The sequence below is a fragment of the Streptomyces sp. NPDC127068 genome (genome assembly GCF_042724695.1).
Classification (GTDB): Bacteria; Actinomycetota; Actinomycetes; order Streptomycetales; family Streptomycetaceae; genus Streptomyces.
Genome location: NZ_JBHXEN010000083.1, coordinates 1 through 26,243, shown reverse-complemented (window position 1 = coordinate 26,243; position 26,243 = coordinate 1). Strand labels below are relative to the sequence as shown.

27 protein-coding genes and 2 pseudogenes are annotated in these 26,243 nt (G+C 72.1%); 14 read left to right on the top strand and 15 right to left on the bottom strand.

Annotated elements, in window-relative coordinates; translation table 11 throughout:
• From ACFWIA_RS33335 to ACFWIA_RS33315, 5 genes and pseudogenes are all read right to left on the bottom strand, one after another.
• A pseudogene (locus ACFWIA_RS33335) lies at positions 1–416 on the bottom strand (hypothetical protein); the annotation flags it as partial.
• A complete protein-coding gene (locus ACFWIA_RS33330; protein ID WP_387011004.1) occupies positions 413–1,321 on the bottom strand; it encodes an NAD(P)-binding domain-containing protein in 909 nt (302 codons plus the stop codon). The pseudogene ACFWIA_RS33335 and the gene ACFWIA_RS33330, both read right to left, overlap by 4 nt.
• Positions 1,318–2,523, bottom strand: a complete 1,206-nt coding sequence (locus ACFWIA_RS33325) for a hypothetical protein (RefSeq protein WP_387011003.1) — start codon at positions 2,521–2,523, stop codon at positions 1,318–1,320. The genes ACFWIA_RS33330 and ACFWIA_RS33325 overlap by 4 nt, the downstream gene beginning before the upstream one ends.
• Before the next feature lie 186 nt (positions 2,524–2,709).
• Positions 2,710–3,186 (bottom strand): DUF6415 family natural product biosynthesis protein, encoded by a 477-nt coding sequence (locus ACFWIA_RS33320; RefSeq protein ID WP_387011002.1) that lies wholly within the window; start codon positions 3,184–3,186, stop codon positions 2,710–2,712.
• On the bottom strand, positions 3,186–3,593 hold the full coding sequence (locus tag ACFWIA_RS33315) for an ATP-binding protein (RefSeq protein ID WP_387011001.1): 408 nt from the start codon (positions 3,591–3,593) through the stop codon (positions 3,186–3,188). The genes ACFWIA_RS33320 and ACFWIA_RS33315 overlap by 1 nt, the downstream gene beginning before the upstream one ends.
• A gap of 337 nt (positions 3,594–3,930) precedes the next feature.
• Here ACFWIA_RS33315 and ACFWIA_RS33310 point away from each other — a divergent pair, with 337 nt between their 5' ends.
• Positions 3,931–5,235 carry a Tat pathway signal protein gene (locus ACFWIA_RS33310; protein WP_387011000.1) on the top strand — a complete coding sequence of 435 codons (1,305 nt, stop codon included), beginning with the start codon at positions 3,931–3,933 and terminating at the stop codon, positions 5,233–5,235.
• 65 nt (positions 5,236–5,300) lie between these two features.
• Positions 5,301–5,780 carry an SAM-dependent methyltransferase gene (locus ACFWIA_RS33305; RefSeq protein WP_387010999.1) on the top strand — a complete coding sequence of 160 codons (480 nt, stop codon included), beginning with the start codon at positions 5,301–5,303 and terminating at the stop codon, positions 5,778–5,780.
• A 58-nt stretch (positions 5,781–5,838) separates the two neighbouring features.
• Here the strand turns inward: ACFWIA_RS33305 and ACFWIA_RS33300 are convergent, their stop codons facing one another.
• Positions 5,839–8,340, bottom strand: coding sequence for a PQQ-binding-like beta-propeller repeat protein (locus ACFWIA_RS33300; protein WP_387010998.1), 2,502 nt, complete (start codon positions 8,338–8,340; stop codon positions 5,839–5,841).
• A gap of 497 nt (positions 8,341–8,837) precedes the next feature.
• A pseudogene (locus tag ACFWIA_RS33295) lies at positions 8,838–9,590 on the bottom strand (VOC family protein); the annotation flags it as partial.
• A 281-nt stretch (positions 9,591–9,871) separates the two neighbouring features.
• Here ACFWIA_RS33295 and ACFWIA_RS33290 point away from each other — a divergent pair.
• Complete coding sequence (locus ACFWIA_RS33290) at positions 9,872–10,519, top strand: TetR family transcriptional regulator (protein ID WP_385493999.1); 648 nt, start codon at positions 9,872–9,874, stop codon at positions 10,517–10,519.
• A gap of 94 nt (positions 10,520–10,613) precedes the next feature.
• Here the strand turns inward: ACFWIA_RS33290 and ACFWIA_RS33285 are convergent, their stop codons facing one another.
• A complete protein-coding gene (locus ACFWIA_RS33285) occupies positions 10,614–11,108 on the bottom strand; it encodes a nitroreductase family deazaflavin-dependent oxidoreductase (RefSeq protein ID WP_387010997.1) in 495 nt (164 codons plus the stop codon).
• Between the two features lie 97 nt (positions 11,109–11,205).
• Here ACFWIA_RS33285 and ACFWIA_RS33280 point away from each other — a divergent pair, with 97 nt between their 5' ends.
• The 5 genes from ACFWIA_RS33280 (at position 11,206) to ACFWIA_RS33260 (ending at position 15,567) form a co-directional block, all read left to right on the top strand.
• Entirely contained in the window at positions 11,206–11,991 is a 786-nt protein-coding gene (locus ACFWIA_RS33280; RefSeq protein ID WP_387010996.1) for a nucleotidyltransferase domain-containing protein, read from the top strand.
• A gap of 52 nt (positions 11,992–12,043) precedes the next feature.
• On the top strand, positions 12,044–12,682 hold the full coding sequence (locus ACFWIA_RS33275) for an RNA polymerase sigma factor (protein ID WP_387010995.1): 639 nt from the start codon (positions 12,044–12,046) through the stop codon (positions 12,680–12,682).
• On the top strand, positions 12,679–13,731 hold the full coding sequence (locus tag ACFWIA_RS33270) for a CU044_5270 family protein (RefSeq protein WP_387010994.1): 1,053 nt from the start codon (positions 12,679–12,681) through the stop codon (positions 13,729–13,731). The genes ACFWIA_RS33275 and ACFWIA_RS33270 overlap by 4 nt, the downstream gene beginning before the upstream one ends.
• A 128-nt stretch (positions 13,732–13,859) precedes the next feature.
• Positions 13,860–14,645 carry a DJ-1/PfpI family protein gene (locus tag ACFWIA_RS33265; RefSeq protein WP_387010993.1) on the top strand — a complete coding sequence of 262 codons (786 nt, stop codon included), beginning with the start codon at positions 13,860–13,862 and terminating at the stop codon, positions 14,643–14,645.
• Positions 14,646–14,766: 121 nt separating this feature from the next.
• Entirely contained in the window at positions 14,767–15,567 is an 801-nt protein-coding gene (locus tag ACFWIA_RS33260) for a DJ-1/PfpI family protein (RefSeq protein WP_387010992.1), read from the top strand.
• A gap of 31 nt (positions 15,568–15,598) precedes the next feature.
• On the opposite strand, the gene ACFWIA_RS33255 is transcribed toward ACFWIA_RS33260, so the two are convergent.
• Positions 15,599–16,150, bottom strand: a complete 552-nt coding sequence (locus ACFWIA_RS33255; protein WP_387010991.1) for a hypothetical protein — start codon at positions 16,148–16,150, stop codon at positions 15,599–15,601.
• A 167-nt stretch (positions 16,151–16,317) separates the two neighbouring features.
• Between ACFWIA_RS33255 and ACFWIA_RS33250 the strand changes: the two genes are divergently transcribed.
• Positions 16,318–16,854, top strand: a complete 537-nt coding sequence (locus ACFWIA_RS33250; RefSeq protein WP_387010990.1) for a VOC family protein — start codon at positions 16,318–16,320, stop codon at positions 16,852–16,854.
• Between the two features lie 96 nt (positions 16,855–16,950).
• Here ACFWIA_RS33250 and ACFWIA_RS33245 read toward each other — a convergent pair whose 3' ends face one another.
• Entirely contained in the window at positions 16,951–17,364 is a 414-nt protein-coding gene (locus tag ACFWIA_RS33245) for a VOC family protein (RefSeq protein WP_387010989.1), read from the bottom strand.
• Positions 17,365–17,428: 64 nt separating this feature from the next.
• On the opposite strand from ACFWIA_RS33245, the gene ACFWIA_RS33240 reads away from it, so the two are divergent.
• Positions 17,429–18,397: a helix-turn-helix transcriptional regulator gene (locus ACFWIA_RS33240; RefSeq protein WP_387010988.1), complete on the top strand. Its 969-nt coding sequence runs from the start codon at positions 17,429–17,431 to the stop codon at positions 18,395–18,397.
• 17 nt (positions 18,398–18,414) lie between these two features.
• Here the strand turns inward: ACFWIA_RS33240 and ACFWIA_RS33235 are convergent, their stop codons facing one another.
• Positions 18,415–19,932 carry an alpha/beta hydrolase gene (locus ACFWIA_RS33235; protein ID WP_387010987.1) on the bottom strand — a complete coding sequence of 506 codons (1,518 nt, stop codon included), beginning with the start codon at positions 19,930–19,932 and terminating at the stop codon, positions 18,415–18,417.
• A 170-nt stretch (positions 19,933–20,102) separates the two neighbouring features.
• On the opposite strand from ACFWIA_RS33235, the gene ACFWIA_RS33230 reads away from it, so the two are divergent.
• A complete protein-coding gene (locus tag ACFWIA_RS33230; protein WP_387010986.1) occupies positions 20,103–20,507 on the top strand; it encodes a hypothetical protein in 405 nt (134 codons plus the stop codon).
• 22 nt (positions 20,508–20,529) lie between these two features.
• On the top strand, positions 20,530–21,501 hold the full coding sequence (locus tag ACFWIA_RS33225) for a hypothetical protein (protein WP_387010985.1): 972 nt from the start codon (positions 20,530–20,532) through the stop codon (positions 21,499–21,501).
• Between the two features lie 42 nt (positions 21,502–21,543).
• Here ACFWIA_RS33225 and ACFWIA_RS33220 read toward each other — a convergent pair whose 3' ends face one another.
• Complete coding sequence (locus tag ACFWIA_RS33220; RefSeq protein ID WP_387010984.1) at positions 21,544–22,134, bottom strand: DUF3995 domain-containing protein; 591 nt, start codon at positions 22,132–22,134, stop codon at positions 21,544–21,546.
• A gap of 177 nt (positions 22,135–22,311) precedes the next feature.
• Here ACFWIA_RS33220 and ACFWIA_RS33215 point away from each other — a divergent pair, with 177 nt between their 5' ends.
• Positions 22,312–22,722 carry a hypothetical protein gene (locus ACFWIA_RS33215; protein WP_387010983.1) on the top strand — a complete coding sequence of 137 codons (411 nt, stop codon included), beginning with the start codon at positions 22,312–22,314 and terminating at the stop codon, positions 22,720–22,722.
• 62 nt (positions 22,723–22,784) lie between these two features.
• Here ACFWIA_RS33215 and ACFWIA_RS33210 read toward each other — a convergent pair whose 3' ends face one another.
• The 3 genes from ACFWIA_RS33210 to ACFWIA_RS33200 all read right to left on the bottom strand — a co-directional run bounded on the left by ACFWIA_RS33210 (position 22,785) and on the right by ACFWIA_RS33200 (position 24,291).
• The gene (locus ACFWIA_RS33210; RefSeq protein ID WP_387010982.1) at positions 22,785–22,982 is read right to left on the bottom strand and encodes a hypothetical protein; all 198 of its coding nucleotides are present in this window, start codon (positions 22,980–22,982) and stop codon (positions 22,785–22,787) included.
• A 215-nt stretch (positions 22,983–23,197) separates the two neighbouring features.
• Positions 23,198–23,410 carry a DUF397 domain-containing protein gene (locus ACFWIA_RS33205; protein ID WP_387010981.1) on the bottom strand — a complete coding sequence of 71 codons (213 nt, stop codon included), beginning with the start codon at positions 23,408–23,410 and terminating at the stop codon, positions 23,198–23,200.
• Positions 23,411–23,424: 14 nt separating this feature from the next.
• Positions 23,425–24,291, bottom strand: coding sequence for a helix-turn-helix domain-containing protein (locus ACFWIA_RS33200; protein ID WP_387010980.1), 867 nt, complete (start codon positions 24,289–24,291; stop codon positions 23,425–23,427).
• A 309-nt stretch (positions 24,292–24,600) separates the two neighbouring features.
• Between ACFWIA_RS33200 and ACFWIA_RS33195 the strand changes: the two genes are divergently transcribed.
• Complete coding sequence (locus ACFWIA_RS33195; protein ID WP_387010979.1) at positions 24,601–25,062, top strand: ATP-binding protein; 462 nt, start codon at positions 24,601–24,603, stop codon at positions 25,060–25,062.
• Positions 25,063–26,243: the final 1,181 nt, after the last annotated feature.

Genomic DNA, 26,243 nt, shown 5'->3' with positions numbered 1-26,243 from the left:
AGCAGCTGGCCACGGATCAACTCGCGAGCAAGGCGCGCGGCGGCCAGGGCGAGGGACTCCGCGTCGGTGCCCGCGAGGATGAGGCGGCTGGAGGATGGCGTACTGCAATACGCGATGCCTTCGCCCGGTGAGGTGGCGATGATGTCGTCCCCGTCGTGCGCGACCAGCAGCTCGTGCTTCGCGTAGTCCATGACCTGGGCGGGCCGGCCGTCGTGGACGAGGAGGGTGATCTCCTCGTAGTCCTCCGGCTTGACGTCCGCGATCACGATGGCCCCGGTGCACACGGTGGCGGCGTCTACCGTCGTGGCGTTCCACCACGGGCCGAAGTACCGCAACGCCCAGTCGGTCACCTCCTTGCAGTTGCTCAGCACGGTGACGGCCGCCGCGGCAGCCTCAAGTCGAGTTGCTGTGATCACGTAGCGATCCTCTCGGAGAGAACGGGGAGTTGGGCGTATGCGTCGCGGAGACTGCCGGCCGCAGAGTCCAGACACAGGCGTTCGCAAAGCGTGAGGGGAGGCAGGGCCGGTACGGCCTTGCCTCCGGTGAAGTGCAGCGGGATTCCGAGGTAGACGTCCCCGTACGGGACGGACAGCTCCTCGATGCCGTCGACCAGGCCGAGGGCCTTGCGGAGCGTGGAGAGCACCGCGCCCGCGGGGCCGCAGCGGGTACGGCCGATGCCGTTGCGGATCAGCGCCGGGCGCTGCTGGAGGTCGGCCACCAGGGTGCGCACCGGGACGGTGATCGGGCGGCTGCCGACGGTGGTCGTCGATGCGCACACCACAGCGCGGTCGCCGTGCTCGCCGATGACGTGGCCGCGCACCTGCTCGGGGGGTACCTGGGCGTACCGGGCGAGCAGGAACCGGTAGCGTGCCGAGTCGAGGTTCGAGCCGATCCCGAAGACCCGGGAGCAGCCCGACACATCGGCGAACCGGCGGGCCATCAGGTCGACCGGGTTGGTCACGACGAGGACCGTCCCGCTGTACCCGCGCAGTTCCCGCCCCAGCATGCCGAGTGCGGGGGCGTTCGCCGCCGCGCCGCCGCGTCGGATGTCCCGCTCGGCCGCCGTGTTCGTGAAATCGGTCCGCAGGGCGATCACGACCGCGTCGCAGCCGTGGAGGTCAGCGACCTCACCGGCCTCGACCAGGCAGCCCGACCGGGCAGTCTGTGCGAGGTCCTGGAGGTCGGCGCACAAGCCCTGCACCTGGGTGGGTTGCCGGGACACGACGAGGAGCCGTTCGGGCAGACCAGCGGTCACCAGGGTCGTGGCGACGGTCTGTCCGACGGCGCCCGCCCCGACGATCCCCACCACCGGGCTGCTCACCGTGCGCTCCCCGCGGTGCGCTCCAGCTCGGAGAAGACCGCGTCCAGGAGCCGGGGGCCGGCCGTCGACCCAACGAGGAGGGCACTCACCCGGTCGACTACGCCCGCGACCGTGCGGGCCTGGGCGACGAGGTCCTGCTGATGGGGTGCCAGGGGGAGCCCCGGGGGTGCGCTGAGGCAGGTGCTCAGGATGCTCACGGTGTCCATGAGCCACAGGACCAAGACCTCGCGAAGGCCGGCCTCCTGGTCGCGCGGGGGCAGCGTCGCGATGTGCCGGGCGAGCATGGAGGTGGCCCCCTGCACGATCTGTCGTCCGGCACGCGGGTCCGGGTGCCCCAGGCCGAGGAGCAGCGTCCGGCCGATGAGCTTCGCTACGTCCGGTTGAGGGCCAGCAGCCCATTGCACAGCCGGGTCGATGAAGGTGAGCCGCCTCCCAGTCCCATCCAGGATGACGTGCTCGGGTTTGAGGTCTCCGTACACGACGGTGTCCCGGCGGGGCGAGAGAGCAGTGGACATCTGCAACAGGCGCCACACCGCGGTCTGCATCAGCTCGACGGTCTGCTGGCGCTCCCCTTCCGGGAGCTGGCCGTGGCCGAGGGCCCGCAGATAGCTGGTGGTGCTCGGGGTGCTGAATTTTCGGCTGAAGACGGTGCTGATGGATCGCTCACCGATCGGTGCTGCTCCACGCAGGCTCTGCGCGCCGGCTGGTGAGTGGAGGTCCCCGAGGGTGAAGAGGACAGCGTGGAGCAGCGGTTCGGTATCCCACGGGGATGCGGCCACCATGGCGGTCAGCGGTGTGCCTGTGACCTTGCGTGTGAGCAGGACCCCGTCGTGGAGACCTGCCGTCCCGCACACCCGGGGGTGGCCGAGCCTACGAAGCCTCTGGAGAAGCTCCGCCTCGCGCGCGGTGACCCCGGCGCTGCTCTTGACGTAGGCCCGTTGGGCTTCCCGTACCTCTTCCCAGGTTCCTCCGGCGCCTCTCAGGATCGACACCAAGGACATGCCCAGCCAGGCGTACTTGGCGACCATCTCCTCGCTTCCCACCGTGACCGGGCAGACGTAGGAGGTGACGCTTGGGCACTGCGGACCGAGGACGACCTCCGTGTCCGGCCACAGCTCTGCAACAGCGCGGGTGATGATCTGCCGGCTCGCGGTGTGCAGCTCAGCCGCACTCACCGCCGTCGTGTTCGTAGCGAGGGCCACTCGTCTCTCCTTGCGGGATCTCGATGCAGGTCGGAGTGCGGTCAGGGCAGGTCGCCGGGTGGGCACGGGGCAGCGGTAGAGGGGAGCGCGTCTCGAACGTGGCTCAGGGACGGGCGACGCTGTACGCGAGGGTGGCCACCAGCGCGGCCACCGCGGCGATGCAGACCAGTTGCTCGGTTCCGGGTCTCATCGTTGAAGGGACCAGCCCAGGTGGACGACGGTCTCGTCGTCGTCCCGTTCGCCCACGAAGTCGAGCAGGGCGCTGACGAGGGACGCCAGAAGGCGGGCGTGCCGGGTGTTCGGCTCGAATCCGTTCCTGTTGCCTTCGGCGTCGAGACGGGACGCGGCGCCGACGAGCTGCCGGAGCAGGTCGTCCGGCCGGCCCTTCGCCCCGTGTAGCGCGTCGGTCACCAGGGGCCAGAGGCAGGTGCGCAGGACATGGACGAGGTTGCGGGTCTCCTCCGGGGAGAGCGCAGAGGCGCCCCAGCCGAGAATCCGTTCCAGGACGTCGTCCACGCCGTCCTCGATGAAGGACCGCCTCAAGCCGTCGCCCAGCTTCAGCAGGAGGTCCTGGGAAACGGACCGGGCGGGCTCGACGTGCCGCGTTCCGCCTGACGTGACCCGCACGGGCAGGTGCGGGGGAACCAGGAGTTCGGAGGTCATTACCGCCCCTGAAAGGTCTGGGGAAGAGCGAGCGAGCACCACTTGGTCCCGCCGTCGTCGCTCACGCCCCACGCCTCGGCCACACAGGCGATCAGAAGTAGCCCTCGCCCGCTCTCGTCTTCCCTCTCGGCCACCCGGGGCACGGGGACCACCTGGCCCTCGTCGGTGACCTCGATCAGCAGTTCATCAGGACGGTGCTCGACTCGCAGGGCCACCGAACCTCCGCCCCCGTACAGGATCGCGTTGGTGACCAACTCGGAAACGACCAGCACCGCGGAGTCGGCAAGAGCGGTCAGGCCCCAACGGCAGAGTTGCGCACGGGTGATCCGGCGCATGTGCCGGACCCGCTGCTCGGCGGAAGCGCACTGCACGGCGAAGCTGTGGATCGCACCGGCACCCGCCGTCACGGGCAACCTTCTCGCCATCGAGGTCATCGATGTTCTCCCAGCTGAAGGGATATGGGGCGGATCGGCGATTCCCACGAGTGTTTCTGCGGGGACAGCCGGGTGGGCGCCGGTTACCCATCACCGTGGCGACCGGAGCGGCTACGTTGAGCTAATCGCGCTCGCGGGCTCGGGAACCATCCCCCGATGGCCCGTGATGCCGCTAACGCTGCTAACACCCGTCTCCGGCAACCTGAAGGGACGCAGATGCCGCGGGCACGCACCCGAAACCACGCGTTGGTCGCCCTCCTTCAAGAACTCGGCTGGTCACAGGAGCAGTTAGCTGCCCCGCATCCGCCGCGTGGCCGCGGAACTCGGAGCCCGCGAGCTGACCACGGTGACCCGCTCGCACGTCTCGCAATGGGTGTTGGGCTCTCGCCCGTCCGCGTCCACCGCCCGTATCGTGATCGAGGCGCTCTCACGGGGGCTCGGTCGGACCGTCACTCTCAGGGAGATCGGGTTCTCCTCGGCCGAGGACGACACCCCGGCGGGACCCGACTGGACGAGTGACACGACCAGCCTGCTGGCCGAACTGGGGGAGAACGACTTGGATAGACGACGTCGGAAACTCCTGGCGACTTCGGCGTACTCACTCGCCGGCCTGGCCCTTCCGCTGGACACGTGGTGGGACGAGGCTCCGGTGCGCGCCGCTCGCAAGGCGTCCACCGCGTCCGCCACGGTGACCCCTGCGGATGTCGAAGGCGTGCGGGAGGTGGCGGACTTCTTTTCCCGGCGCGACCAGATGCGCGGCGGCACCGACGGCCGGGCCGCGCTCGTCGCCTACCTGCGGACGGACATGGCCGCCTGCCTCAAACGGCGGCCCGTCAGCGACGCCGTACGGCGTGATCTCCACTCGGCTGCCGGAGAATTGGTCTACCTGGCCGGTTGGACCGCCTTCGACTCCCGGGAACACCGCCTCGCCCAGCACTGGTTCACGCTCGCGGTCCGTCTGGCCGCAGAGGCCGATGACGCGCCGCTCGCCGGTCATGTGCTGCGCGCCATGGCCCACCAGGCGGCCGACCTGGGGCACGGTCCCGCAGCCGTGGACCTCGCCGCCGCCTCGCTGGAACGCGGTCGCTACACCCGGGCGACCCCGAGGGAGAGGGCTCTCCTCGGTGTCGTTCACGCCCGCGCCCTCGCGTCCGACGGACAGCGCCGTGCCGCCGTCGCCGCACTCCGCCGAGCCGAGAACGACCTCGACCAGGCCGACTCCGCCGCCCAGGACGAACCCCGCAGGGTCTTCTTCTTCCAGCAGGCCAGCCTCGCCCACGAGACCGCCCGGACCCTGCACACCCTCGGTGATCTCAACGGCGCGGTGCAGCAGTTCACCCGGAGCACCCGTCTGCGCCGCAAGCAGACCTTCCGGCGCACCCACTCCGTCACCCTCGACTACCTCGGCGCCGCGCAAGTACAGCAGGGGGCGTTGGACGCCGCCATCGCCACCTGGACCGAGGCCCTCGACTCGATGGACGGCGTCCACTCCGGCCGCGCCCGGGAGACCGTCGTCCAGATGCGGCGGGCCCTCAGCCCCTTCCGCCAGCGCGGCCACGCCCCGGCGGCCGAGTTGGACGACCGGGCCCGTACCGTCCTGGGCCGCATAGGCTGAGGGGCCGATGCCACCGAGGAGCCGAATCCCCGCCGGATTCCGGCCACGACCAGGGGGATCTACCCATGAGCAAGCTGGAGATCGTGCCCGTGGCCACCGTCGTCGGCGGCCACCTCCGACCGGGTGACGACTACCAGGGCGGGGTCGAGTCGGTCATCCGCCTCAACCCCGACCTCCCCGTGGAAACCCTCCAGGGCCTGGAGGAGTTCTCCCACCTGGAGGTCCTCTGGCACTTCCACCTCGCCAGCCCCGACGACGTCGCCCTCCACGCCCGCAGCCCCCGCAACAACCCGGCCTGGCCCCCCACCGGAACCTTCGTCCACCGCAACCACCGCCGCCCCAACCAACTCGCCGTCTCCCACCCCCGGCTCCTCCGGGTTGACGGCCTCGACCTCCACGTCACGGACCTCGACGCCGTGCACGGCACGCCCGTCTACGACGTCGCCCCCTGGTTCCCCACCATGGGAACCCGGGGAACCACCCGCGTACCGAGCTGGGTCAACGAGATGCTCCCCCACTACTGGAGCCCTGCCGAAGAGCACTAGAGGGGCGGGGGAAGCCCCGCGCTGCTCCCCCCGCCCCGGCAACCCCCGTGCCGGGGCGTCAGGTGCGGGCCGTGCCGGTTCCCTTCTCCGCGTCGAGGGCGTAGACGCAACGGTCCTTGCTGCACGCGTAGACGACGCCGGACCGCACCACCGGAGCCCCGGTGATCTCGCCCCCGGTGGCCAGCTTCCAGCGCAGCCGGCCGTCGTCGGCCTTGAGGGTGTACAGCAGGTGGTCCGTGGAGCCGAAGTGGATGCGTCCCTCGGCGACGACCGGTGCGCCCACCACGTCGCCGCCCGCCTGGAAGCGCCACTTGGGGGTGCCCGTGACCGCGTCCAGCGTGTAGAGGCCCTTGCCGCTGCCCACGTGCACATGGCCGTCGGCGACGAGTACGGGCTCGACGGAGGAGCGGGGTTCGGTGGCGATGCGCCAGCGGTCACGGCCGTCGGCGGCGTCGAGCGCGTACACGGTGCCGAGGTAGTCGGCGAGGTACACGCCGCCGCCGGTGACCGAGGGGCCGGGTGCGAAGGCGGGCGGCGCGAGGAACGCCGCGGGCGCCTCGAAGTGCCAGCGGACGCGTCCGGTGCCGATGTCGACGGCGAGGACCCGGGTGCCGGCGCTGACGTAGGCGTGGCCGTCGGAGGCGTGGGTGACGCGGACGGGCACCCCGCCGCAGGACGCGGCGTCGCCGATGGGGTACGACCAGCGTTCCTCGCCGGTGCGGGCGGCCAGCGCGCGCAACCGGGCGTCGTGCCAGACGTAGACGGTGTCGCCGTGCAGGGCGGGTCCGGCCTCGGGGGTCTCGAAGTCGGTCTGGGCGCCGGTGACCTCCCACAGCTTCTGGCCGCCCGAGGCGTCCCACGCCTGGACGCCGCCGCCGCGGGTCGCGGTGATGACGGTGCCCCGTTCGGCGCGCAGCGCGTACACCCAGCCGTCGGCGGACAGGCGCCACAGGTCGGTGCCCTCACGGGAGTCGAGGGCGTAGAGGGTGGGCCCGTCGGAGGCGATCACCCGGCCGTCCGACACGGCCATGGACCAGGCGACGTCCCGGGTCTTGAAGCGGCGGCGACCGGTCGCGACGTCGAGGGCGTGCACCTCGAAGGAGGTCACGTAGACGAGGTCCCCGTCGACGGCGGGGGTGCCCCAGACGTCGTTGGACATCCGGAACCGCCAGGGTCTCCAGCCGGCGCCCGCGGCGGGCGGCTGGGCGGGCGGCCGGGGCGGCGTCGCGGGCTCGATGGGCGCCGGGCCGCCCGGTCCGGCCGCGGCGGACCGGGACCAGTGGCCGGAGAGCGGGGCCTGGGGCGGGCCGTGGACGGTTTGCCGGGCGTCGGCGACCCGGGGTCCGGGGCCGATGGGCACCCGGGCGCCGGCGAGCCGCACCGCGCCGTGGCCGGGGACGGGCTGCCCGGCGTCCGGGGGCAGGTCGGGCCCCGGTGGGGCCTGGTGCGGTACGGGCGGGGCGTGCGGCGGGGGCGGCGGTGCGCCCGGCGCACCCCGGCCGCGTCCGCCCCGGGCACCGCCCTGGCCGGGGCCGTGGGCAGGGCTGTGGGCAGGGCCGGGCGGGCCGCCGTGCGCCAGCGGGTGACCGGGCGGCGGGCCGGCCTGCGGGCCGGCCGGGTGGCCCCTGCGCTGACCGGCTCCGGGGAGCTGGGCCCCGTGGGTGCGTCCGCCGCGCCGGGACTCGATCATGCTGGTGGCGGGCTCGGGCAGCCAGGCGGAAGCGGTGCCGCTGTCGTCGGAGCCCGAGCCGAACAGGTGCGGGGCCAACTGGGTCTGGAGGTCCGCGGGGCTGGGTCGGGCGGCGGCCTCGGGCTGCATGCACGACTCGATCAGGGGCCGCAGTTCCTCCGGCAGCCCGGCCAGGTCGGGGCCCTCGCGCAGCAGCATGAACACCGTCTCGACCGGGTTGGCACCGTGGTACGGGGCGTGGCCGGTCGCGGCGAAGACGAGGGTGGAGCCGAGCGAGAAGATGTCGCTGGCGCCGGTGACGCTACGGGAGTCCTTGGCCTGTTCGGGTGACATGTAGGCGGGGGTGCCCACGGCGACGTTCGTCATGGTCAACCGGGTGTTGGAGACCCCGCTCGCGATCCCGAAGTCGATGACCCGGGGTCCGTCCTCCACGACGAGGACGTTGGACGGTTTCAGGTCGCGGTGGACGAGGCCGGCCCCGTGGATCGACTGGAGGGCTTCGGCGACCCCGGCGGCGAGCCAGCGCACGGCCTGCGCGGGCATCGGCCCGCACTCGTTCACTATCTCTTCCAGGGAGGGCGCGGGCACGTAGGCGGTGGCGAGCCACGGCACGGCGGCCCGGGGGTCGGCGTCCACGACCGCGGCCGTGTAGAAGCCGGAAACCGCGCGCGCCGCCTCCACCTCACGGGTGAAGCGGACGCGGAAGAGTTGGTCCTCGGCGAGTTCGGTACGGACGGTCTTGATCGCGACCCGTCTACCGGATGCCGAGCGGGCGAGGTAGACGAGTCCCATGCCCCCCGCTCCGAGCCGACCCAGCACCTCGAACGGGCCGATCCGTCTCGGATCATGCTGCGTCAGCTGATCCACCACTTGCCTGCCACCTCCCCGTACGGGCCGCCCGTACGAACACGACCCCGTGCAGCGTCTCACCACCGAACCGCCAGGGCGGCACGCACCCCGATTCTTCCTGCCCCGGGGGCCGGTTGCGAACCCGGGGACGAAACGGGGTGTCTACGACGAGTCCGTCCATTCACCTCGCGGAGGGCGCCCCGGATCGACTACCTGACCGCCGACCACGTGATATGGGGCACTCTGGTCACCCTCCGAAGCGCCCTCCCGCCCTCGAAGGCGTCCACGATGTGGCGCACGACTCAGTGTCCTGCGGCCGGGTCGCCCCGTCACCCTTCGCCCCGTCACCCTTCGTCTCGCCTCCCCGAGCGGTCGACTCCCCGCGCAGTCGACTCCCCGTCACCGGGCGCGCCGCCGGGCCGGTCGGTCGGGTCCTCGGCGTCGATCTCGGCGTCGATCTCGGCGAGCACGTCGCACTCCTGGGTGGTCTCGGAGTCGGATTCCAGCCGCCCGGACCCCTCGTAGTCCTGGAGGACCCCGAAATCGGCGCCCTGGTTGTCGGTGAACACGGCGATCCGGCCGTACGGGGTGTCGGTGGGCGCCAGATGGACGCGACCGCCGAGCCGGACGACGGTCGCGGCGGCGGCGTCGCAGTCGGGGACCCGGAAGTAGAGCAGGAAGTGCGAGGGCATCTCGGCCGGGAAGCTGTCACCGATGAGGATGCGGCCCCCGACGGCCGAATCCGGGCCGGGCGGCGTGCCGGCCGGCGACCACACCCGCAGTTGGCCGTCGTCGCGCAGGTCGGTGGCCCCGTACCCGAACACCGCTGCGTAGAAGGGGTCCACGACCGCGGCGTCCCGGGCGTACACCTCCGCCCAGCAGAAGGACATCTCCTGTTGCCGGAGGTCGAAGCCGGGGTGCCCGGCGCTGTGCCACAGCCCGAAGACGGCGCCCTCCGGGTCGGCCACCAGGGCCAGGTCACCGTCCCCGGTGCGCAGCGGTTCGGTCACCACCCGGCCGCCCGCCGCGCGCACCCGGCGGACCGTGCCGGGCAGGTCCGGGGCGGCGAAGTACACCGTCCAGACGGTGGGCATCCGCCCGTCCCGCTTGCCGACGAGCGCACCCACCGTCCGCCCCTCGTAGTACGCCCGGCCGTACGCGCCGCCGTCGAACGTCCACCCGAACAGCTCTCCGTAGAAACGCTTCCCCGCGGCCAGGTCGGGCAGCATCGCCTCGGCCCAGCAGGGCGCCCCTTCAGCGAACCCGACCATCACCACCTCAACCTTCCCCTAAGTCATACACTCCCAGCAATTTATGCCAACCGTCCCCCCTCCCCACAAATCGGACCCTCCTGTCGGGGTGCGCATGGCACTGCGCCACTTCCGAGCGCCCCACCCGGGGACGGACTCGCCCTCCAGCTGTGCACGGCCCGGACCACGGGGAACCCGGACGGAGTCCGGCGCGCAGCCCTCCTCCCCCTCCCCCGAACAGGGGGCACCCCATTTGCAGTCGGTCGAATCGCGCTCTGATGCCCCCTCGGTAAGCTGACGACATGACAGGACAGGTAAGAACCGTCGACGGCCGCGTAGCCGGACGACGAGGCCAGGCGACGCGCCAGAAGCTGCTGGACTGCCTGGGTCAGATGCTCAGCTCGTCCCCGTACCGCGATGTGAAGGTCATCGACGTGGCCCGCAAGGCGGGCACCTCGCCGGCGACCTTCTACCAGTACTTCCCGGACGTGGAGGGCGCGGTCCTGGAGATCGCGGACGAGGTGGCGGGCGAGGCGGGCGTGCTCGGCGGACTGCTCGACGGGCGCTCCTGGACGGGCAAGGCGGGGTGGCAGACCGCGCAGGAACTCGTCGACGGGTTCCTGGACTTCTGGCGCCGCAACGACGCCATCCTGCGGGTGATCGACCTGGGCGCGGCCGAGGGCGACAAGCGGTTCGCCAAGATCCGCCTCAAGGTCCTGAACCCGGTCACCGGGGCCCTCACGGACACGGTGAAGGACCTCAAGGCCAAGGGCCGCGTGGACAAGGACGTCAACCCCGCCGCCGTCGCGGGTTCCCTGGTCACGATGCTCGCCTCGGTCGCCGGTCACCAGCGCGGTTTCCAGACCTGGGGCGTCAAGCAGGCCGATCTGAAGCCGAACCTCGCGCTGCTGGTGCACCTCGGCGTCACGGGCCGCAAGCCCACGAAGTAGCCCCACCCGCACGGACGGCGTTCCCGCTCCGCCCGACCCCGTCCGACCCCCATACGGCTCGTCCGGCCCGTCCGGCCCCGTCCGCAGGGGCGGCCTACCTCCGGGTCAGCCTGAACAGACGGATCTCCCGCGTCACCCGGGACTGATAGGTGGCGTACGGCGGCCACCACCGCAGCGCCTCGGACCAGGCTGCCTGCCGCTCGGCGCCCGCCAGCAGCCGGGCCCCCACCGCGATCTCCTCCCCCCGCCAGTCCACGCATGCCCGCGGGTGTGCAATCAGGTTCGCCGACCAGGCCGGATGCCCCGCACGGCCGAAGTTGGACCCGACCAACAGCCACGTACCGCCGGGTTCCGGCACGCACACGAGCGGCGTGCGACGCAGGAGACCCGAACGCGCGCCCGTCGTGGTCAACATCAGGCTCGGCAGCAGCCACCCGCTCATCAGGGTCCGTCCCCCGCTGAGCCGGTGCACCGCCCGGTCGACCGTCGGAAGCGCGTACGGTGCCACCCGGGCGAACACCCGTGTGGTCGACACCCGTTGGACCAGTCGCGTTCCGGCACCGGCCACCCGACGTCCGGTCACCCCCACGCGCCCTCCCCCGCTTCCGCGCCCGGCATCTCCTCGTCAGCGTACGACGCGGAAGCCGCCCGCCGCGGCACCCCACCGGGCCAGTAGGGTCGGACCCGTGACGCGACGACCCCGAGCGGACGCCACGACCCCCGTGACCGACGACACCTTCCTCGACCGTGCCGCCGAACGCCTCGCGGGCCTGCCCACCGTGTGCGCCGTCGCCCTCGGCGGCTCCCGCGCCGAGGGCACCCACACCGCCGACAGCGACTGGGACCTCGCCGTCTACTACCGGGGCGACTTCGACCCGGCGGACCTGCGGGCCCTCGGCTGGCCCGGCGAGGTCTCCGAGGTGGGGGCCTGGGGCGGCGGCGTCTTCAACGGCGGCGCCCGGCTCACCGTCGACGGACGCGGCGTGGACGTCCACTACCGGGACCTCGACGCCGTCGAGCACGAACTCGCCGAGGCGGCGCGGGGCCGCTTCCGCTGGGAGCCCCTGATGTTCCACCTGGCCGGCGTCCCGAGCTATCTGGTGGTCGCCGAACTCGCGGTCAACCGGGTGCTCCGCGGCACCCTGCCGCGCCCCGACTACCCGCAGGCGCTGCGCGGGACGGCGCCCCCGATGTGGCGCGAGCGGGCCGCGCTCACCCTCGGGTACGCCCGGGCCGCGCACGTACCGCACGGCCGGGCCACGGAGGTGGCCGGGGCGCTGGCCACGGCCGCGCTCCAGACGGCACACGCGGTGCTGGCCGCCCGCGGCGAGTGGGTCACCAACGAGAAGCGGCTCCTGGAGCGGGCCGGGCTGCGCGGCGTCGACGCGATCACCACCCGGCTGCGGCCGGAACCCGCGGCACTCGGTCGCGCACTGACCGCGGCGGAGGAACTGTTCGCAGCGGCCACCTGAACCCCGGGCCGAAGCCGAGGGAACCGATCAGCGCCTGCGGACACTTGTGGTCGTGGACTCGTATGCGGAGGACCGGCTCAGGTCCGGTGATCGGAGGGCGTTCGCTGCGCTCTTCGACGAACACGCCCGGGTGGTCTATGCGCACGCCGCCCGCTCCACGGGCGACTGGGCGCTGGCCGAGGACGTCATGTCGCTGACGTTCCTGGAGGCGTGGCGACAGCGGGACAAACTGCTCGGGGAGGTGCGCAGCGAACGGGCCTGGCTGTTGGGCATCGCGTCGAACGTGCTGCGGAACACGGCCCGTTCGGCTCGTCGGCACCGCGCGGCGATGTCGCGGCTACCGCGCGCGGAGCCGCTGCCCGACTTCTCGGACGTGGTCGTCGGGCAGTTGGCCGACACCCAGCGGCTGGCCGCCGCGGCACGAGCGCTGAACCGCTTGAAGCGGGGCGAACGCGAGGTCTTCGCGTTGGTCGTCTGGTCGGACCTGGGGTACGCGGCCACCGCGGAGGCGCTCGGCGTCCCGGTCGGCACGGTGCGGTCCCGGCTGTCACGGGCCCGGGAGAAGCTGCGGCGCCTGGTCACGGAGGAACTGGCCGGCGAACAACCGAAGCGGCCACGCGCCCGGGACGGACACCGGGCCGTCCGACGCCCGGACGCCACCCGCTCGCCCCGACAGAGGAGGTCGTCATGAACCGGGAGCAACAGGGCCGGGTGGAACAGGCGGAGCGGGACGAGATCCGATCGGCGGCGGACGTGCTGCCGGCGGCGCCGTGCCCGGAACTCGATCCGGAGCGGATGCGTGAGCGTCGACACCACCTCCTGAACGCACTCGACGCCCCGGGCGACCGGCGGAGTTCGCGCGGCGCGCCGTGGGCGGTGCGGCGCAAGGCCCTCGCGTTGGCCGCGTTCACGGCCGCCGGAGTGACCGCGACCGTGCTGGTGTTCGGCCCCGGCGGTGCGGACCCCCGACCGGACGCCCGCCAGCCGGTTCGCCCGGCGTCGGCCGCGGCCGTACGGATGTTGGAGAAGGCGGCGCTCGCCGAGGACGCGAAGCCCGTGCCGCTGTACGCGGAGGGGTCCTACTTCTACAGCCGGACCGTCGGACACAGCACCGCGCTGAGCGAGAACGAGGACGGGGGGATGGACCGGTCCCGCACGGACGAGGACATGGAGCAGTGGGCGTCCGTCGACGGCAGCGAGCCCACCCTGCAACGCGCGGACGGCAAGGAAACGCTGATTCCGGAAGCGTCCCGCAAGGGCAGCCTCAACGCACCGACGTACGCGTTCCTGGTTGCCCTGCCGCCCGACCCCGCGGCCCTCATCGACCAGATCTACGAGGACGCCGTGGCCAACCACGGCCCCGGGTCGGATTCCACCACCGGCCCCGACCAACAGGCGTTCGTCACCATCGGCGACCTGTTGCGGGCCGCGGCGGCTCCGCCCAGACTCACCGCCGCGCTCTACCGCGCCGCCGCGCGCATCCCCGGGGTCGTCACCGTCCCGCACGCCGTCGACGCGGCGGGCCGCTCCGGCGTGGCCGTCGCCCGGGTGCACGACGGCGAACGCACGGAGTGGATCTTCGACAAGCGCACCATGCGGCTGCTCGGCGAGCGCACGGTCCTCCTGGAGGACAACTCCTGGGGCGAGGCGGGCGACGCGGTGACCTCGGTCGCCGTGGTCGAGGGCGGCGTGGTGCGCCGGGCCGGTCTGGTCTGCGAGGAGTGCGTGCCCGGGGCCTGACCCGATGCGGGGCCGGGGCGAGTCGGCCGTTTCCGAGGGAAGCGTGGCAGTGCCGCCCGGGAACCCGACCACGGCCCGCGCCGACTCCTGGTGCGACGGGGGACGGGGCGCAACGAGAGGGCCGAGGAATGAGCGAGAAGCAGACGCACAGCCGCCGCGGAGCACTACTGACGGCAGCGGGCGTGACCCTGGGCGCGGGCATCGCCGCCACCGCCGCGGCCACCGCCCCGGCAACGGCGGCACCGGCAGCCGGGGGCCGCGAGCCCCGACGGCTGGAAGCGGCGGTGCTGCTGTACGAGGGGTTCACCCCGCTGGACGCGGTCGGGCCGTACGAGGCGCTCTGCCGCGTACCCGGGGTACGGGTGACCACGGTGGCCGTGCGGGCGGGGCTGGTCCGGGCGGACACCAAGTGGATGGAGATCGCCGCGGCGAAGTCCCTCCACCAGGTCCCCCGTCCCGATGTGCTGGTGGTACCGGGCGGCGGCGGGCCGGGCATGTACGCCGTCCTGGAGAACACCCAGGTCCTCGACTGGGTCCGCCGGGCCCACCGGCACACCCTCTGGACCGCCTCGGTCTGCTCGGGCGCCGCGATCCTGGGCAGGGCCGGACTGCTGCGCGGGGTGCCCGCCACCACGCACTGGGCCCTCTACGACTACTTGAAGGAAGTCGGGGCGATCCACACGAAGGGGCGTTACGTCGAGTCCGGCAAGATCATCACGGCGGCCGGGATCTCCGCCGGCATCGACATGGGCCTGCACCTCGCCGCCCGCCTCTCCGACGACCGGATCGGCCGGGCCATGGAACTGGCCCTGGAGTACGACCCCGAACCGCCCTTCGGCACCGGCAACGCGGAGACGGCGGACGCGGAGCGGCGGGCCCTGGCCCTGAAGCTGATGGCCGACGCGACGGACTGACCCGCCCCGGGCCGACGCGGGCCGTTTCCGAGGGAAGCGTGGCAGCACCATCCGGGAACCCGGTCGGGAACCGCACCGACTTCCTGGAGCACAAGGAACGAGCCAGCGAGAGGGCCGAGGAATGAGCGAGAAGCAGACGCACAGCCGCCGCGGAGCACTGCTGACGGCAGCGGGCGTGACCCTGGGCGCGGGCATCGCCGCCAGCGCCGCGGCCACCGCCCCGGCAACGGCGGCACCGGCGGCGGCGCCCGCGGCCGGCGCGGACCGGAAGCCCGGACGGGTGCAGGTGGCGGTGCTGCTGTACGACGGGTTCACCGCGCTGGACGCGGTGGGACCGTACGAGGCGCTCTGCCGCGTACCCGGAGTGCAGGTGACCACGGTGGCGGTCAAGGCCGGGCTGGTCCGCACGGACACCGGTGAACTGGGCATCGCCGCGGCGAAGTCCCTGCGGCAGGTCCGCCGCCCCGACGTGGTGGTGATCCCGGGCGGCGGCGAGCGCGGCACGACGGCCAGCATGACGGACGAACGCATCCTCGAATGGATCCGCCGGGCCCACCGGCACACCACCTGGACCACCTCGATCTGCACCGGTTCGCTGATCCTCGGTGCGGCCGGGCTGCTGCGCGGGCTGCCCGCCACCACGTACTGGGCCTCCCGCCCCTACTTGAAGGAGGTCGGGGCGATCTACACACCGGGGCGTTTCGTCGAAACCGGCAAGATCATCACGGCGGCCGGGGTCTCCGCCGGGATCGACATGGGCCTGCACCTCGCCGCCCGCCTCTCCGACGACCGGATCGGCCGGGCCATGGAACTGGCCCTGGAGTACGACCCCGAACCGCCCTTCGGCACCGGCAGCCCGGAGAAGGCGGACGCACAGACCCGGGCGCTGGCCCTGAAGATCCTCGCCGACTCCGCGACCTGACCCGCCCGGCCCGTGGGCGACGGGGAGCCGGTCAACTCCCCCGTCGCCGACCGAGCAGCCGGGCCTGTTCCTTCTTCAGCGCGGAGAACCCTTCCCGCGCATGGGTCGCCAGGTCCTCGCTGGGGAACGACACCAGCGAGAGGTGCTCCTCGTAGTGGCCCTGCTCCCAGCGGGCGGCCGTGACCTCGAAGCCCGAGACGTGCGCGCACAGTTCGAGGAGGAGCGGCGGCATCTCCGGTTCCCTCAACAGGTCCGCCTGCCTGATGACCAGGTCGCGCATGACCTGGACGTTCGGCAGGAAGACGGTGGTCACCCACAGCCGCCACTCGGTGAGTTCCTCGGCGGTGGGCGGGGTCTCGTCGTCGAACGGAGACCTTCCGCCGGGACGGGAGTGCCGTTCCCAGAACGCCGCGAACGTACGGCTGTTGGCTTCGGTGAGGGCGAACAGGGGCCCGTAGAAGTCGCTCAGCTGGCGGTTCACGCGGGCCAGCCGCTCCTGCCGCTGCGCCAGGCGCAATCCGTTGAGGTAGGTGACGACGTAGCCGGCGAACGCCAGCCCGATGGTGACGACCACTGCGATCATGAGGGCCGATGCTAGCGAGCGCCGCGCCGGCTTCAACCCGGCGCGGCGTGCGGGCCGTTGGCGCGCCGACACGGCAGGCTCGATCGCCTCGCCCTAGCGGACACACTGTGGCCTATTGGGTGCCTAACGTCGTCTCCGGCAAGCGAAACACCAGCGAGAGGACCGCGATGCCGGAGCAGCAGAGTGCCGCGCCCGAGGGCTACACCACCGTGGCGCCCTGGGTCGTCACCGACGACACGGGAGCCTTCTTGGAGTTCGTCACCGCGGCGTTCGAGGGCGAGGAACTGATGCGGGTGGCGACCGAGGACGGGTCCATCGGTCACGGGGAGGTCCGACTCGGCGACACCGTCGTGTCCGCCTTCGACCGACAGGCCGACTGGCCCGCCCTGCCGAGCCTGCTGAACGTGTTCGTCCCCGATGCGGACGAGGCGGTCGCCCGGGCCGTCGCGGCGGGCGGCCGGGTCGTCACCCCCGTGGCCGACGACGCCTTCGGACAGCGCGGGGGCCGCGTCAAGGACCCCTTCGGCAACGTCTGGTGGGTGAGCAGCTGCGTCGAGGACGTGCCCGAGGCCGAGATGTGGGAGCGGCTGAAGGACCCCGGGTACGCGGAGTCCATGCGCGTGGCCATGGAGACGCTCGACGCGGAACTCAGCGGACGGCAGCAGGGACGCAGCAGCGCCCCCGTCCGGACGGCGACCGACTGACCGGCTGACCGGCTGACCGGCTCGGGCTCCCCCGGTACCGGACCGCACGGGGCTCGGCCGCGCCGCCGCCGTGGCGCGGACGAGCCCCGGTGACGCTCAGCTCTGCGTGGCGATGCAGAACGGGTGACCGGCCGGGTCGAGCAGGACCCTGCGCTGTCCGGTGTGCGGCTGGACCGCGGGCTCCACCGCGCCCAGGGCCAGCAGCCGGGCGTGGGCCGCCTCCAGGTCGTCGACGTTCAGTTCCATGTGCGCCTGCTTGCCCTGGGCGGGGTCCGGCCAGGTCGGACGCCGGTAGTCGGCGTCCCGGATGAAGCCCAGCCCCGGCGCACCCTCCCGGCCGAGCAGGACGAAGTCGTCGCTGGAGTAGATGACGGGCAGGCCGAGGGCCGCTCCGTAGAAACGGCCCAGCTCGACCGGGTCCGGACAGTCGAAGTCGATGGACATCAGCCGGATCGCCGGGGCGGCGGTGACGGTGGTGGTGGTTCCCGTACTCGTGGTTCCTGTACTCATGGGAGGGGACCCTAGGACGGGACCAGGACAGGTCCGGTCCTGGTCATGGGGAACACTGCGGAACGTGATCAGCACCTCCGCCCGCCTGCTGCAACTGGTCTCGTTGCTGTCCGCGCGACCGACCTGGACCTGCCACGAGCTGGCCGAGCGGATGGCGGTCACCGACCGCACGGTGCGGCGGGACGTCGCCCGGCTGCGGGAACTCGGCTACTGCGTCGAGTCCGACCCCGGACCCTGGGGCGGCTACCGGCTCGGCGGCGGCACCCGGGTGCCGCCGCTGGTCCTCGACGACGAGGAAGCGCTCGCCGTGGCCGTCGCGCTCCGCGAGGCCGCGCTCAGCGGTGTACTCGGCGACGACCGGGCGGCGGTGTCGGCGCTGCTCAAGCTGCGACAGGTGCTGCCGCCCCGGATCGCGGACCGGTTGGGCGAGATGGACGCCACCTTCGTCCACACGCCCCGGGCGGAGGGGCCGCGGATCTCCCCCGGCGTGCTGCGGGAACTGGCCGCCGCCTGTCGCCGCGGCGAGCGCGCCCGGCTGTCGTACCGCGACCACGCGGGCCGGGAGAGCGTCCGGGACGTCGACCCCTACCGTCTGGTGCACACGGGCCTGCGCTGGTACTTCGTCGCCCGCGACGTGGCCCGGGACCAGTGGCGTACGTTCCGGGCCGACCGGGTGGTGCACGTACGGCCGACCGGACGGCCCGTCGAACTCGTCGACCCGCCGGACCCGGCACTCCTCGTCTCCCGGAGCATCGCGAGCGTCGTGTACCCCCTCTACGGAAGGGTCCGGCTCCCGCACCCCATGGACCGGGCCCTGCGCCTGATCCCCCCGACGATCGGCACCCACCACCCGGACGGGCCCGATGCCACCCTCGTCGAGATCGGCGCCAACGACGCCGACGAACTCGCCCGGTACCTCCTCGGCCTGGGCACCCCGCTACGGGTCCTGGCCCCGGACGAGGTCCGGTCGGCCCTCCTGCGCCGCACCCGGGAACTGTTCGAGGACAACGCGGACAGCCACTCCCCCCGGTAGCCGGCACGGCCGTCGCGCTAGTCGCGGCAGACGGTGTCCCGGGCGGGCAGGGTGCCGTGCACCAGATACGTGTTGACCGTGCGGCGGACGCAGTCGTTCGGGCGGCTCGCGTAGACGGTGTGCGCCCGGCCCGGCACGGTGACGAGCCGGGAGGCGCGCAGCGCACGGTGCATCCGGAGCCCCGACCGGTAGGTGGTGCGGGGGTCCCCGGTCGCCTGGATCTGGAGGGCCGGCACCCCGTTGTCCACGACGGTCCGCGGCTCGCGCGGTTCCTCCGCCCAGAACGCGCAGGGGAACGGGGCGTGGGTCATCGGCCCGAAGACCGGCTGCGCGGCCCGGGTGCGCTGCACCGCCCGCCAGTAGTCCTCGGGGTCCCGGGGCACGGCCGTGTCGGCGCAGAGCATCGCCAGCTCCGCCGCGTAGTCCGCCGCCCGGTCCGTCCCCGCGCCCGCGAACACCAGGTCCAGGGTCCCCTGCAACCAGCCCGGCACCGCGACCGGCTTCCCGAAGGCCGCGGCCCGCAGGACCCGCAGCAGGCCGGCGAACTCCGGATTCGCGGTGTCGTGGACGAGGAGGACGTAGAACAGCAGCGGCAGTTCACGGTCGCCGACCCGGTGCCCACCGACCCGGATCGGCTCGTCGCCCGCCCGCTCGACCACCGCCTCGACCCCGGCGCGCACCGCCGCGGGCGTCGCACCGAGTCCGTACGTACGGTGCCGGGGCGCGACCCAGGCCGCGAAGTCGTCCAGCGCCCGTTCGTTGGCGAGACCCTGGCGGCGCACCATCCGGAACGGGTACTCGGCCGGGTCGGGTGCGCTGTCCAGGACCAGCCGGTCGACCCTGCCGGGGAACATCTGGGCGTAGGTGGCCCCCAGGAACGCCCCGTACGACTGGCCGAACCACGAGGTCCGCCGCTCGCCCAGCGCACCGCGGACGATGTCGACGTCCCGGGCGATGTTGCGGGTCGAGAGGTGGGGCAGCAGGTCGGCCGCCCGCTCCCGGCAGCTGCGGGCGTCGTCCCGGGAGCGCCGTACGCTCTCCTCGAACCCCGCCCGGTCCGGCCCCGGCGCGTGCAGCAGCCAGGTGCTCCGGGTCAGTCCGCAGTCCACCGGGGTGCTCTCGCCGAGCCCCCGGGTGTCCATGCCGATGACGTCGTACGCCGCCGTCACCGCGGGGCCCATCACCGTCCGCAGGTCCCTCGGCAGGCCCAGGCCCCGGGCCGCGGGACCGCCCGGGTTGGTCAGGAGGATGCCGCGCCGCCGCGCCGGGTCCGTCGACGCGATCCGCGAGACGGCGACCTCGATGGTGCGCCCCCGCGGCTGGCCGTAGTCGAGCGGAACGGTGACCCGCGCGCACTCCGTCCCGCTCGCGGCAAGCGAAGTGTCCCTGCACTGCGTCCACTTGACGTCCTGCGTCCTGAACCGGTCCAGGCCGTCCCCGGCACCCGGCGAGGTCGCCGGGACGGACCCCTCGGCAGCCGCCCCGAGGAGCGCCACGGACAGGACGAGCGCCCCCAGCACGACCGACTTCCTCATGCTCCGCGACGCTACTGGTCCGCGGTACGCCGACGCGCACCGTGCGGTCCACGGCGACGTGCCGTCCGGGTGAATCCCCTCCGGGCCCGCTCGCCGCCGACCGGCCGCCGGCGCCCGGTGCCGTAGCGTGCGGCCCGTTCCCTGCCCGTCACGGCCGAAGGCGGCACGTCATGGAAGCGTACGAACTCCTGCCGATCGTCGCGCTCTTCGCCCTGGTGACCGTGGAGTTCGGCGGCCATGCGCTGCTCCAGTTCCTCACCACCAGGCAGGGCACGCTCACCCCGTTGCGCGAGCGGTCCTTCCGCGCCGGTCATGCGCACGCCGGTGTGCTGCTGATCCTCTCCCTCGTCTACTTCCTCTACCTGCCGCAGGCCGAGTTCTCGTCCAGCACCGACTGGCTCTTCGGCGTGCTCCTGCTGGTCGGGGTGCTCGCCCAGTCCGGCGGCTTCTTCGTGCACCTGGCCCTCGGCTCCGAAGGACGCGCGTCCCTGGGCACGCACCTCACCCGGGCCGGGGCCGTCCTCATCGCCGCGGCACTCATCGCCCTGGGGGTCGGGCTCGTCCAGAGCCTCTGAGTCGAAGGGTGGCGGAGCCGTCGTGGAGCACTCCGGGCCGTGGGCCCCGGTACGGAGAGGGTGGGCGGCCAACCCGCCGATGGTCGCGACGGTCGTCGTCGCCGGCGTGTTCATCCTGATCGCGCTGGTGGGGCTGGTCGTCGACCCGCGGGTGATCACCGGGCAGCCGGCATGGGCGAAACCCACACGGTTCGCGTTCTCCTTCGGCCTGTTCGGCGTCACCCTCATCTGGTTGACGACCTTCGTCCGGGGACACGACCGTCTGGTGCGGGTGATGGGCTGGACGGTGGTGGCGTGCGTGGCCGTGGAGGGCGCGGGCGGCACCTGGGCCACGGCGGAGGGGACCACGAGCCACTTCAACTTCAGCACCGTCGTCAGCGGCACCAGGATCGTCTTCATGCTGATCGCCTCGCTGGTGCTCCTGGCGATCGGCCTGGTGACCGTGTTCCTGCTGCTACGGGGGCGGGTCGAGCCGCCGGCGCTGGCGTGGGCGCTGCGGCTGGGGATGGTGGTGACCACCCTGAGCATGGTCGCGGTCTACCTGATGGTGCAGTCCACCCCCGCGCAGGAGGCCGCCGCGGACCGGGGGCACGGCATGCCGTACGTCGGCGCGCACACGGTGGGGCCGCCGGACGGTGGCCCGGGGATGCCCGTCACCAACTTCAGCACCGTGGGCGGGGACTGGCGCGTCCCGCACTTCTTCGGCGTCCACTCCCTCCAGGCCCTGGCCCTGCTGGGCCTGCTCCTCACCCTCGGGCCCCGGATGCTCGGACCCCGGCACCGCACCGCCCTGGTCTGGATCGCCGGCGTCTTCTGCCTGGCCCTGACCGGCATCCTCACCTGGCAGACCCACCGCGGTCAGCCCGTCACCTCCCCCGACGCGTCGACCGTCACGGCGCTGACCGCGCTGGCGGTGGCCACCGCGGTCGCCACCGCCGCGGTGTTCCTCCACGCCCGTACGGGACGGGGCGCGGTCCGCGACGCGGGCACGTGAGTCGGGACGCGTCGGGGTGCGGCGCTCCGGTCTCCAGAGGTGTCACCCGAGCCTCGTCGCCAGGGCGGCGGCGGAGAGGGCCAGCGCACCGAAGCCTCCGAGCCTCCCCGCGATCACGGCGTCCCTACGGTCGGCCACTCCACTCAAGTGGGTCCGCGCGGCGAACCCGAAGGCGACCCCGCCCACGACGAACCACGGTCCCCACAGATACGTGTACCAGCGGGTGACCGCACTCAGGTCGGGGTCGATGTCGATGAAGTGGGCCTCTACGAGCAGCCCGTGCACCACGAACTCCGCCCCGTGCCAGACGAGCAGGACCGTCGCGCCCCAGCCCGCCAGTTGCAGCAGACGGTTCGTGCCGCGGCCCCGGGCGCGACGGCACACCAGCGCCACGCCCAGCAGTCCGCCCAGGGCCTTGAGCGCGCCCGTGGCCCACAGCAGCGCGATGAACCCGGGGTCACGCTCGCGGGCCAGTTCGACCAGCGGCGGCGCGAGCGCGGTCGAGGCGCCGGTCAGGCCGACGCCCCACGCCCAGGCGAAGCTCGGAGCGGCGAAGGCGATTCCCCATACGGCAGCGGCGTAACCGGGCCACCTGCCCGGACGGCTCGCCGTCTCCCCGAGACGCAGGCTCATGAGGCGATTCTGTCCCGTTCGCCGACGTCCTCGCCAGTACGACTCCCGCTGTTCCGCGAGCACGTGACAGCGGTGCCGTACGAAGCGTGCAGGGGCTCGGCACGTGATGTGTCGATGTCCTCCGGCGGGGCGTGCCGGCTCCTAGACTGGCGCGGCTTCCACGAAGGGACCCCACTCATGCGCCCCAGCCGCTTCTCGGACTTCGTCATCGACCTGGTCAAGAACCAGCCCACGGCCAGCCGCGTACAGACGCTCGCCGAAGCAGGTGACAAGCAGCACCCGCGGGGCGTGGTCATCACCACGTCGACCGGGGAGACCCGGTGGCAGTTCGTCGGGCAGCTCCCCGAGGGCGCGAAGCACGACTCGTTCGACGACGCGCCCGTGACCGACGCGGCCTCGCTCACGGGTGAGCCCCCGCAGTCGGACGACCTTCCCGAGGCGTGGTTCGCCGCGGTGCTGGCCCAGTCCGAGAACGCTGAGATCGCGTCCGTGGAACGTTGGTCCACTCGCGAGGGCGAGCGCGCCGGCAACCACGGGTTCACCGTCCACTTCCACAACGGCGCCCGCATCTTCGCCCGCCAGCTCTGACCTCCGGGGTTGGCTGGTGGGGCCATCCGGCTCCGGCCGTGCCCCTGAGCGCCGGGCGCTCCTCACTCGCCGGGTCGACCGTGGTGCCCGAGCAGACCGAGTGCCGTCAGCACGATCACGCAGAGCGTCATCCAGCCGATGAACGCGCCGCCGCCGTACAGCAACGCGCCCGCCACCCGCGCCCCAGTCGCATGCGAAAGCACCCCCGCGACCACTGCTACCAGCAGCGACGACACGAAGGACAGGAGCGTGAGAAGCACCTGCACGAGAAAAGTCGGCCTCACCAGTCGATCCCTTCACCAAGGTGATCGACCAGTCGGCGGGCAGCCTCAGCTCGACCACCGTTTGCGGATGGCCTGCTGAGGCTCTGCGACGATTAGAGACTCATGGTGCTCATTGCCTATCGAGACCGAAGCACTGTCCCCCATCGGACACGTCGCCAGTGCTTCTCACTCTCGAATGAGCAACACGCACCCTAGCGGGGGTCGTTGAAGATCGCCACCGTGTGCCGTACGAACTCCTGCCAGGCCGCGTGCGGGACGTACAGCGCGGGGAGCTGCTTGTCCTTCGAGTCGCGGACGCCCGTACGGTGCGCAAGGTGCGCTACCTCCACGCACGCCCCTCCTTGGCTGTCGCTGTACGTGGACCTCTTCCAGACCAGCTCGTCAGCCATGTCTATGCCCGTCATCTGTATGTTGATGGCTAATCAATCTCTCGCGCTAGTCGTTGCAGAAACCCTGGCGTGGCGGACGGGCCCAACGCCTCGCTGCGCATGGCGTCGAACCTCTGGTTGTACTTCCAGACGTCGACCCGCTTGTCCGTGACGGTGATGCTTCCAGGGATGTCCGACTGGACGACCGGGTCCACAGGCGGGTCGAAGGTCAGCAGGATGAAGTTGCCGTCCGCCCGGTACGTGGCTGCCTTCTGCGGCAGGATCTGAACGGTGACGTTGTCCAGAGCGGAGAGGCGCCCGATCTCCTCGTACTGCTCCTTCATCACGTCGGGACCACCGATCACTCGACGCAGCGCGGATTCATCCAGGATCACCCGCAAGGTGATGGGGCTGTCCGACCGAGTGATCAGGCGCTTTCGTTCCATCCGAAGGCTGACGTTGTTCTCCACGAACTGCGTCGTGGTCTCCTCGATCGGCTTGGCCAACATGAACTGCGCCCGGGTGTAGCTCTCGCTCTGGAGCAGCCCGAACACCACCATGGGCTGCCACGCTCGGATCTCGCGTGCATCCGATTCCAGCCCGACGTACATCGGCATGCCGGACGGCATCGAATCCCGGTACGGGGTGTACGGGTCCCGGCTCAACGAGTCCCGGTGCAACGTGAGCAGGGCATCGCGTTGATCGATGTCCTCGACTCCGTAGCGGTCAAGCAGCCCCTCCAGGTCCTCCACGCGCGGCAGACTGTTGTGTCCCGTCTCGACGCGACTCAGCTTCGTGTCACTGAAGCCGAGCCCGGCGGCGGCCTCCTGGATGGTGATGCCGGTCCTCTCTCGGAGGATCCGGAGCTCTTTCCCTAATGCCCGCCGTCGGAACGTAGGACCTCGTCGTGCAGCCACGTGTGTGTCCTTCCCTGGTTTCTGTCGGTCCATGACGCACACGTGCCACCTGCTCTCAACGCCGTGTCCGTGGCGGTGAAACACCGTGTCAGCGCGCTGGCATGTGCCATTTTCTCCAACTATCTCTATGCGCTTGCAGGTTAAGCGCGTGATGCAGGACTGTAGTTGAGCGATTACGGAAAGCGCATCCGTTCCACTCAACGCGCCCCCGCGCACGCGCCCCTCAGCTGTCGCGTGCCCATCGGGTCCCCGGCCAGGGCCCGAGCGGGGGAACCCTCACACCCTCGGTACGAGAGAAGGCACCTCCCCATGCCCAGCGCACCCATGACCGGCCGTGCGACCCGCAGAACACACGCGGCAGCGGTGACCGCGTTCTGTTTCGACCGCACCCCCCTCCGACCGGGCACCTTCCCGGCCGCGTCCGACCGGCTCTGGGTGGGCCAGGTACGACGGCTCACCGAGACCCGGCTGAGGTACTGGGGCCTGGGGCATCTGCGGGACGACGCGGGGCTGCTCGTCAGCGAACTCGTCACCAACGCCCTGCTGTACGGGAACGGCGACTCGATCCGCGTCCGGATCACCTGCACGCACGAGGGCGTGGACCTCGCGGTGCGGAGCGGGTACACCGACCCGGACCGAGTACGGATCGGAGAAGCCGGGCCCGGGGACGAGAACGGGCGCGGCCTCATGCTCGTCGCGGCGCTCGCGGAGGACTGGGGCGTCGACCGGGAGGGATGGGTGTGGTGCACGGTGCCCGCCGCGGCCCCTTGAGGTCGCTCGTCCTGTGGGCGTTGGGCCGCCTGTGGCCGTCACGGGGGCGGCACGTACCAACTGCGCCCGGGCCCAGCACCGTTCGGGAGCCGCAGCCGCTGTTCCCGGAGGAGTGGGACGGGCCGCCCGACGTATGGGCGGGACCCCGCCCACCCATACCGGCGCACGTCCTCACCCTCCGGTGGCCCGCGGAACACCGCGCGGACGACCGTACGTTGCAGCTGCGCGCGTTGGGGCGGACGGCGTGACCGGAGAAGGGCTGACCGTGCCGGTTCCCCGCCGCCGGGCGGACCGTTGCGTTCGGTGCGCCCGGCCCACCTCCGCCCGGCTTCCCGTACAGGTCGACGGGCGGACCCGTACCGCGTGCGCCCGGTGCGGACCGGACCTCGCCCCGGGGCCCACCTGGGACGAACCGGCGACGACCACCCCGGCGCGCGCCCGAGGGGCGCTGCCGAACCGGACTGCGGCTCGCACCACTTCACTACACGTGCCACAAGAGGTGGCCTGAGTCGCATGGCTGATCACCACATTGTGACTACGTGGAGTGAGTGGTCTACTCCAAAGAGTTCAGAACCGGAAGCGCCGTTCGTGGTGTCCCGCGGAACTCGACAGCACACGCTCGGGATTTCCTCCCGAATCCGCCGCGCATCCGGCTCCGGGACCCCGCCCCCGCGGCGTTCCCGCTCAGCCGCTGCCGGCAGCCGGCGGCGTCGGGACCTGGACGACGCACATCCCACGACGGCGCACGAAGAGAAGAGGCCCATCCCGTGAAGCTCCTGACCAGGCTCGGCGATACCCTGCTCAGCAAGCTGGCGCCCGAAGCCGAAGCACATGCCGGCTGCTACACCTGCTCCAGCGGGGCTTGCAACACCGCCCGCCCGGACGGCCGGTGCACGGGCGGTCGGAGGTTCGTACGGTGCTGCTACTCGGGCGGGCCGGCCTGCCCGGCCCCGTACTGCGGCAGCTGGGAGTACTGCGGCATGTGCTGACCGCCGCACGACGCACCTGAGGTAAGCCCGACGAGGAGGGCCCTGTGCTCCGTTTGATGCGCCACCATCTGATGCGTCACTGGGCGCGTTCCGTGGCCCTCCTCGCCGGAATCCTCGTGGCGGTGTCGTCGTTCGTGGTGCTGACGGCGACCACCGAGTCCAGCAAGCTCACCGTCACCGGCACCATCGGCA

Coding starts and splice junctions, on each gene's coding strand:
- ACFWIA_RS33320 (WP_387011002.1), bottom strand. CDS start 3,186: ATGACCTCCGAACTCCTGGTTCCCCCGCACCTGCCCGTGCGGGTCACG.
- ACFWIA_RS33305 (WP_387010999.1), top strand. CDS start 5,301: ATGAGCAAGCTGGAGATCGTGCCCGTGGCCACCGTCGTCGGCGGCCAC.
- ACFWIA_RS33290 (WP_385493999.1), top strand. CDS start 9,872: ATGACAGGACAGGTAAGAACCGTCGACGGCCGCGTAGCCGGACGACGA.
- ACFWIA_RS33270 (WP_387010994.1), top strand. CDS start 12,679: ATGAACCGGGAGCAACAGGGCCGGGTGGAACAGGCGGAGCGGGACGAG.
- ACFWIA_RS33265 (WP_387010993.1), top strand. CDS start 13,860: ATGAGCGAGAAGCAGACGCACAGCCGCCGCGGAGCACTACTGACGGCA.
- ACFWIA_RS33260 (WP_387010992.1), top strand. CDS start 14,767: ATGAGCGAGAAGCAGACGCACAGCCGCCGCGGAGCACTGCTGACGGCA.
- ACFWIA_RS33255 (WP_387010991.1), bottom strand. CDS start 16,150: ATGATCGCAGTGGTCGTCACCATCGGGCTGGCGTTCGCCGGCTACGTC.
- ACFWIA_RS33250 (WP_387010990.1), top strand. CDS start 16,318: ATGCCGGAGCAGCAGAGTGCCGCGCCCGAGGGCTACACCACCGTGGCG.
- ACFWIA_RS33245 (WP_387010989.1), bottom strand. CDS start 17,364: ATGAGTACAGGAACCACGAGTACGGGAACCACCACCACCGTCACCGCC.
- ACFWIA_RS33235 (WP_387010987.1), bottom strand. CDS start 19,932: ATGAGGAAGTCGGTCGTGCTGGGGGCGCTCGTCCTGTCCGTGGCGCTC.
- ACFWIA_RS33230 (WP_387010986.1), top strand. CDS start 20,103: ATGGAAGCGTACGAACTCCTGCCGATCGTCGCGCTCTTCGCCCTGGTG.
- ACFWIA_RS33220 (WP_387010984.1), bottom strand. CDS start 22,134: ATGAGCCTGCGTCTCGGGGAGACGGCGAGCCGTCCGGGCAGGTGGCCC.
- ACFWIA_RS33215 (WP_387010983.1), top strand. CDS start 22,312: ATGCGCCCCAGCCGCTTCTCGGACTTCGTCATCGACCTGGTCAAGAAC.
- ACFWIA_RS33205 (WP_387010981.1), bottom strand. CDS start 23,410: ATGACGGGCATAGACATGGCTGACGAGCTGGTCTGGAAGAGGTCCACG.
- ACFWIA_RS33195 (WP_387010979.1), top strand. CDS start 24,601: ATGCCCAGCGCACCCATGACCGGCCGTGCGACCCGCAGAACACACGCG.